Annotated in this window: 6 protein-coding genes and 1 pseudogene; 4 read left to right on the plus strand and 3 right to left on the minus strand. The window is 70.5% G+C overall.

Annotation, left to right across the window (positions count from 1 at the left end):
• Positions 1 to 409, minus strand: a pseudogene (locus LOY02_RS16955) (protease); the annotation flags it as partial.
• 279 nt (positions 410 to 688) lie between these two features.
• On the opposite strand from LOY02_RS16955, the gene cysS reads away from it, so the two are divergent.
• From cysS to LOY02_RS16975, 4 genes are all read left to right on the plus strand, one after another.
• Complete coding sequence (gene cysS / locus LOY02_RS16960; RefSeq protein WP_317183548.1) at positions 689 to 2,170, plus strand: cysteine--tRNA ligase; 1,482 nt, start codon at positions 689 to 691, stop codon at positions 2,168 to 2,170.
• A 1-nt stretch (position 2,171) separates the two neighbouring features.
• Positions 2,172 to 3,140 carry a 23S rRNA (guanosine(2251)-2'-O)-methyltransferase RlmB gene (rlmB, locus tag LOY02_RS16965; protein ID WP_317183549.1) on the plus strand — a complete coding sequence of 323 codons (969 nt, stop codon included), beginning with the start codon at positions 2,172 to 2,174 and terminating at the stop codon, positions 3,138 to 3,140.
• 152 nt (positions 3,141 to 3,292) lie between these two features.
• Positions 3,293 to 4,150 (plus strand): DUF929 family protein, encoded by an 858-nt coding sequence (locus LOY02_RS16970; RefSeq protein WP_317183550.1) that lies wholly within the window; start codon positions 3,293 to 3,295, stop codon positions 4,148 to 4,150.
• The gene (locus LOY02_RS16975; protein WP_317183551.1) at positions 4,147 to 4,677 is read left to right on the plus strand and encodes a vitamin K epoxide reductase family protein; all 531 of its coding nucleotides are present in this window, start codon (positions 4,147 to 4,149) and stop codon (positions 4,675 to 4,677) included. Before LOY02_RS16970 ends, LOY02_RS16975 begins: the two co-directional genes overlap by 4 nt.
• Here the strand turns inward: LOY02_RS16975 and LOY02_RS16980 are convergent.
• Together LOY02_RS16980 and LOY02_RS16985 are read right to left on the minus strand one after the other, a co-directional pair.
• On the minus strand, positions 4,658 to 5,902 hold the full coding sequence (locus LOY02_RS16980) for a DUF4032 domain-containing protein (protein WP_317183552.1): 1,245 nt from the start codon (positions 5,900 to 5,902) through the stop codon (positions 4,658 to 4,660). The two genes, LOY02_RS16975 and LOY02_RS16980, sit on opposite strands and share 20 nt — an antisense overlap.
• Before the next feature lie 139 nt (positions 5,903 to 6,041).
• Positions 6,042 to 6,677: ABC transporter ATP-binding protein (locus LOY02_RS16985; protein ID WP_317183553.1), on the minus strand; the 636-nt coding region annotated here is incomplete at its 5' end.

Genomic DNA, 6,677 nt, shown 5'->3' on the forward strand with positions numbered 1-6,677 from the left:
CCTGGGTCGACTTCGCGCCCTTGTAGCGGTTCTTGATCGCCTTGGGGCTCTTGCCGGTCTTGATGGCCTTGGCCTCGAGCTTGGCCAGCTCGCGGGCCGCCACGGGGTTGCCCTGGGCGTGCTTCTGGTCGAAGGCCTCTCCGCGGGCGATGACGTCCTGGACGTCGACCTTCTTGCCCTTGCCCAGCGTGCCGACAACCTTGTCGTTGGCGTAGGCCCGCTCGACCTGCGGAGCGGCGTAGTTGATGTAGTAGCCGCTTGACTCCGGCGCGCCGGTGGGCGCGTCGGCCGGTGCCGCGGTCGCGGCCCCAGACATCGACGTCGCAGCCAGTCCAGCGGCTGCGAGTGCGATGGTGGGGACGACAGCGACGGCGCGTCGACGATGACGCGCGACCGTGCTGTTCCTCATGAACTCTCCCTTTTGTGGTTCTCCGGCGCCCCCGACGCCGACTATGAACTACGTCACGCAGTCCGCTGGTGATCCTGCCGCGTCTCGGGCGCCAATGGTGGCTAACGCCGGAAGAAATTCACCGAAAGCCACCGCTGGGACGCATCTCCGTGGAGGCACACCCCCCTGGAGGCCAGATCGTGCGGCGCGGCCGGGCCAGCGGCATACGGCAGTCGTATGCCGCTGGGCTCGCTCGAGCGCGTCCGCGTCGGTCCGCGCCACCTCGATAGACTCTGGCGGGTGAGTCTCCAACTGTTCGACACCGCCACCCGTGAGCAGCGCGAGTTCGTCCCGCGCGTCAGCGGCAAGGTCGGCATGTACATCTGTGGGCTCACGACGCAGGGCGCACCTCACATCGGGCACATCCGCTTCGCCGTCGCGTTCGACGTGCTGCGACGGTGGCTCGAGACCGGCCACGACTACGACGTCACCCTCATCCGCAACGTCACCGACATCGACGACAAGGTGCTGCGCAAGGCGGCCGAGTCGGGCGAGGACTGGTTCGCCCTGACCTACCGCAACGAGCGCCTGACGTCCCAGGCTCTCGATGCGTTGGGCGTCAAGCCGGCGACCTACGAGCCGCGGGCGACCGGCCACGTGCCCGACATGATCACGCTCATGGAGACCCTCGTCGAGAAGGGTCACGCCTACCCGGCGCCGGACGACTCCGGCGACGTGTACTTCGACGTGCGGTCCTGGCCGGAATACGGTTCCCTCTCCCACCAGTCCATCGACGACATGGTGGCCGCCGAGGACGCCGACCCGAGAGGCAAGCGCGACCCGCGTGACTTCGCCCTGTGGAAAGGGCGCAAGGCAGACGAGCCGCTGAGCGCGTCGTGGCCCACCCCCTTCGGCGTCGGTCGTCCCGGGTGGCATCTCGAGTGCTCCGCGATGGCGCGCCGCTGGCTCGGGGACGAGTTCGACATCCACGGCGGCGGCATCGACCTGCGGTTCCCGCACCACGAGAACGAGCAGGCGCAGTCCCGGGCGGCAGGCCTCGGCTTCGCCCGCTACTGGCTGCACAACGCGTGGGTCACCGTCCGAGGCGAGAAGATGGGCAAGTCCCTCGGCAACGCCCTCGAGGTGCGAGAGCTGCTGAAGTTCACGCGCCCGATCGTGCTGCGCTACTACCTCACCGCGGCGCACTACCGGTCGACCATCGAGTACCACCCCGGCTCCCTCGACGAGGCGGCAGCGGCGGTCGACCGCATCGAGGGCTTCCTCGAGCGGGCCGCTCGCCGTGGCGAGATCGCACGGCCGGCTGACGGTCCCTCGGCACGCGCCCTCATGCCGGCCGAGTTCGTCGAGTCGATGGACGACGATCTCGGAGTGTCCGGCGCGCTGGCCGTCATCCACGAGACCGTGCGCGCCGGCAACGTGGCGCTCGACGAGGATGACGACGAGACAGCCCTCGCCGCCGCCGCCAGCGTCGTTGCAATGACCGAGGTCCTCGGCGTCAACCCGCTCGCGCCGCACTGGGGCGCGTCGAGGGACTCGACCGGGTCCACGGCCGAGGCCGCGCTCGACGCCCTCGTGCGGGCCCGGCTCGAGGAGCGACAGGCCGCACGGCAGGAGCGCGACTTCGAGCGCGCGGACGCGATCCGGGACGAGCTCGCGGCGGTCGGGATCGCGATCACCGACACCCCGTCCGGGGCCGAGTGGTCGCTCGTCCGCACCAACGGGTCCGGCGGGCCTTCGGGCCGCACCGACGAGGAAGGCTGACATGCCAGGCAACTCCCAGCGGCGCGGCGCGGTGCGCAAGGGCGGCAAGAAGTCCACGGTCGGCTCCGGCGGGCAACGCCGCCGGGGGCTCGAGGGGAAGGGCCCCACGCCCAAGGCCGTCGACCGCGAGTACCACCCGGCGCACAAGAAGGCCCGGACGGCCGCCAAGCGCGGCACAGCGGGCGGGCCTCGCGGCTCGGGCCCAGCCGGACGGCAGCAGCGACGGTCCAAGGGCTCGAGCGAGATCGTCGCCGGCCGCAACTCCGTCGTCGAGGCCCTCCGCGCGGACATCCCGGTCTCGACGATGTACGTCGCCAGCCGCATCGACTCCGACGACCGGGTCAAGGAGGCGCTCAAGCTCGCCACCGAGCGGGGGCTGGCCATCCTGGAGACGCCCCGGGGGGAGCTCGACCGGCTCACCGACGGCGCGGTCCACCAAGGACTGGCCCTCCAGGTGCCGCCCTACGACTACGCCGACCCGAGGGACCTCGTCGACCCCGAGCAGCCCGGCATCCCCCTCGTCGTCGCCCTCGACGGGATCACCGACCCGCGCAACCTCGGCGCCATCATCCGGTCCGTCGCCGCCTTCGGTGGGCACGGTGTCGTCGTGCCCGAGCGCCGGTCCGTGGGCATGACCGCCTCTGCGTGGAAGACGTCGGCGGGGGCCGCGGCCCGGGTTCCCGTGGCGAAGGCGAGCAACCTCACCCGGGCCCTCGAGGACTTCAAGAAGGCGGGGTTCTTCATCCTCGGCCTCGACATGGACGGCGACGTGGAGCTGCCGGACCTGTCCCTCGCGGAGGAGCCCCTCGTCATCGTCACCGGGTCCGAGGGCAAGGGCCTGTCCCGGCTCGTCCGGGAGACGTGTGACCAGATCGTCTCCATCCCGATGAGCTCGGCGGTGGAGTCCCTCAACGCCGGCCTCGCCACCGGGGTCGCGCTCTACGAGATCTCCCGGCAGCGCCGTCCCTGACGAGCGTCCGGGCTGGGAGCCGGCGTCATGTGGGAGCCGGCGCAGCGGCATACGGCCCCGCTGTGGGGAACCCCAGCCGTCGCCGGGAAGTTGTTCCTCAGGGATGTTAGGGTCTCCGACGACGTGTAGTAATCGATAGGACGAGGTGACTCGTGGGGAAGAGCAACCGCGCCGAGGTCGCGGCGCGTGCCGCCGAGATGCGCGCCGCTCAGGCACGCAAGGAGCGGCAGCAGAAGCAGATGATCGCGGCCGCCGTCGCAGTCGTCGTCGTCATCATCGCGGTGGCCGTCGGTGTCGTCATCGCCAACAACAACGACGGTGAGACGCCCGGAGCATCCGACACGGCCTTCATCCCCAAGCTCACCTCGATCCCGGCTGCCGCCTTCGACGCGGCCGGGGCCCCCACCCAGGCCAACGCGGTGCCGCAGAGGGTCCAGGGTGGCGAGGTCCTCCAGGAGGACGGCAAGCCGCGGATGATCTACGTCGGGGCCGAGTTCTGCCCCTACTGCGCATCGGAGCGGTGGGCCATGGTCGCGGCGCTGTCCCGGTTCGGCACCTTCGAGGGGCTCGCGCCGACCCGGTCGGCCACCAACGACGGCAACATCCCCACCGTGACCTTCACCGGCAGCACCTACACGAGCGACTACCTCTCCTTCGGCGCGTGGGAGACCCGCGACCGGGAGTTCAACGAGCTGCAGAAGCTCCCCGCCGACGTCGACGCCCTCTTCAAGCAGCACAACCCCGAGGGCGGCATCCCGTGGACCTTCTACGGCACCCACGAGCTCCCCGGCTCGGGGATCCCGCTCGAGCCGCTGCTCGAGCACACCGGTGACGACGGCTGGAACGAGATCGTCACGCAGATGCAGACCGGCACGAGCGAGGTCGGCCAGTCGATCAACGCCGGCGCCAACATGATCTCGGCGCAGGTGTGCGAGCTGACCGGGGGTCAGCCGGCCGACGTCTGCACCAGCCCGGGCGTCACGGCTGCGGCGGCCCTGGTCCAGAAGTGACCTCCCGGCCCCGGTGGCTCGCCCCCACCTCGTTGGTCCTCTCCATCGTGGGGCTGCTCGTCTCTGCGTACCTGACGTTCGAGCACTACACCGGCAACGAGACCCTCGCCTGCACCGTCACCGAGGTCATCGACTGCGGCAAGGTGACGTCGAGCGCTTGGTCGACGTTCCTGGGGATTCCAGTGGCCCTGCTCGGCCTCCTCTTCTTCGTCGCGCTCACCGCGCTCGTGCTCCCGCCCGTGTGGCGACGACCAGAGCCGTGGCTCGACCGGGTGCGCTTCGGGTGGGTCACCGTCGGCCTGGGGATGGCGCTCTACCTCGTCTGGGCCGAGCTGTTCCAGATCCACGCGATCTGCAGCTGGTGCACCGTGGTCCACGTGGTGACCTTCATCCTCTGGATCGTCATCCTCTTCGGGCAGATCCTCTCGACCCGTGACGACGGCGGTGCAGCAGAGGCAGCAGGGCCGGCCGGGGCAGCAGGGGCCGGAGGCGAGCAGGACGCGCCGGTCAGTCGTCCCAGGCGATGACGGGCATCTCGACCGTGTCGACGCCGACGACCGACTTCTCGATCGGCTTGCCCGGCAGGACGCTCGAGACGTAGTCCGCCAGGGCGGCGTCGATGGGGATGTCGTGCCCCGCCCGCTCGCTCAGGTACCAGCGGTGCTCGAGGACCTCGTGGAAGATCTCGGCTGGCTCGAGGCGACTGGTGAGCTCGCGAGGGACGGCGCGGGTGATCGGCTCGTAGATCCTCGCGAGCCACTCGTGGGCGACGATCTCCTCGTCGTCGCCCTGACGGTGGGTCGCCGCAGCGTAGGCATCGAGGTCGTTGAGCAGACGCCGGGCCTGGTTCTCGCCGACGTCGAGGCCGGTGAGCCGGAGCAGCCGGCGTGAGTGATGGCCTGCATCGACGACCTTCGGGGTGATCTGGATCTGGGTGCCACCCACGTCCGTCGTGATCGACAGCTCGCCGACGTCGAAGCCGAGGTCGTTGAGCCGGCGGATGCGCTCGTCGACCCGCCACCGGTCCCCGGCCTCGAACCGTTCCGTGCCGGTGAGGGTGTCCCACAGCGAGTGGTAGCGCTCGATGATCGAGGACGCCACCTCGAACGGGTCGGCCTGCTCCTCGAGGAAGCCGCCGGCGTCGAGGTCCATGAGCTCGCCGGCGATGTTGACCTGGGCGAGGTCGAGGTCGTGCTGGCGCTGGCCGTCGGAGAGCCGCTGGTGGAGCTCTCCGGTCTCGGCGTCGACGAGATAGGCGGCGAAGGCGCCCGCGTCGCGCCGGAAGAGCGTGTTGGACAAGGAGACGTCGCCCCACCAGAAGCCTTCGAGGTGCAGGCGGACGAGGAGCAGGGCGAGGGCGTCCATGAGCCGCACCGCCGTGTCCGGCCGCAGGGACTGGCTGTAGAGGGCGCGGTAGGGCAGGGAGAACTGGAGATGTCTGGTGACGAGGCACGCGTCGAGCGGGGCACCGCTGGCGTCGATGCGGCCGTGGACGACCCCGAAGGGCTCGACGCAGGGCACGCCGAGCCGACGAAGGTTGCGCAGCATGACGTACTCGCGGTCAGCGAGGTCGGCCTTGATCTCCTTGACCGCGAGGACCCGACTGCCGAGTCGGACAAAGCGCACGACGTGCCGCGAGATGCCGCGGGGGAGGGCGGCGAGGACCGACTCGGGCCAGCTCTCCAGCGGCGTCGACCACGGCAGGTCGAGCACCGCCGACTCGGGCCGGGCCGTCGTGATCGAGAGGCTCACCGCCCCATCGTGGCACGCGCGCGAAGGGCCGTCGACGCGACGGGGCCGGCACCCCCTCGACGTGCGAGCGGGTGCCGGCCCAGCGGCATACGCGATGCGTGTGGTCGGGTCGACCCGTCGAGGGGACCCTCAGCGGAGCTCAGTCGCCGATGCGCATGCCGGTCTCGGCGTTGAAGAGGTGGACGTGGCCGGCCTTCGGCAGAAGGTAGACCTGCTCGCCCTTCTTCGGGGGCTGCCGGCCGTCGACCCGCGCGATGAAGGGTGCGTCCGTCGCCTCCTCGCCGGAGGACTCGACCTGCTTCGCCTTCGCCTCGCCGTAGATGTAGGCGTCCGCGCCGAGCTCCTCGACGACATCGACCACGACGGGGATGCCCTTGCTGTCCCCGGCCATCTCCACGTCCTCGGGACGAACCCCGAGCGTCACGTGCGAGCCGGCGTCCTTGAGCAGCTCCCGCTCGACGGGGACCACGTGGCCGCCGACGTCGACGCCGCCCTCGACGACCGGCGCGTCGAGCAGGTTCATCGCGGGGGACCCGATGAAGCCGGCGACGAAGACGTTGGCCGGGTGGTCGTACATGTGGCGCGGTGCGTCGACCTGCTGGAGGACGCCGTCCTTGAGGACCGCGACCCGGTCGCCCATCGTCATCGCCTCGACCTGGTCGTGGGTGACGTAGACGGTGGTGACGCCGAGCCGCCGCTGGAGGGAGGCGATCTGCGTGCGGGTCTGGACGCGGAGCTTGGCGTCGAGGTTCGACAGCGGCTCGTCCATGAGGAA

It is taken from the genome of Intrasporangium sp. (genome assembly GCF_032907665.1).
Taxonomy (GTDB): domain Bacteria; phylum Actinomycetota; class Actinomycetes; order Actinomycetales; family Dermatophilaceae; genus Intrasporangium.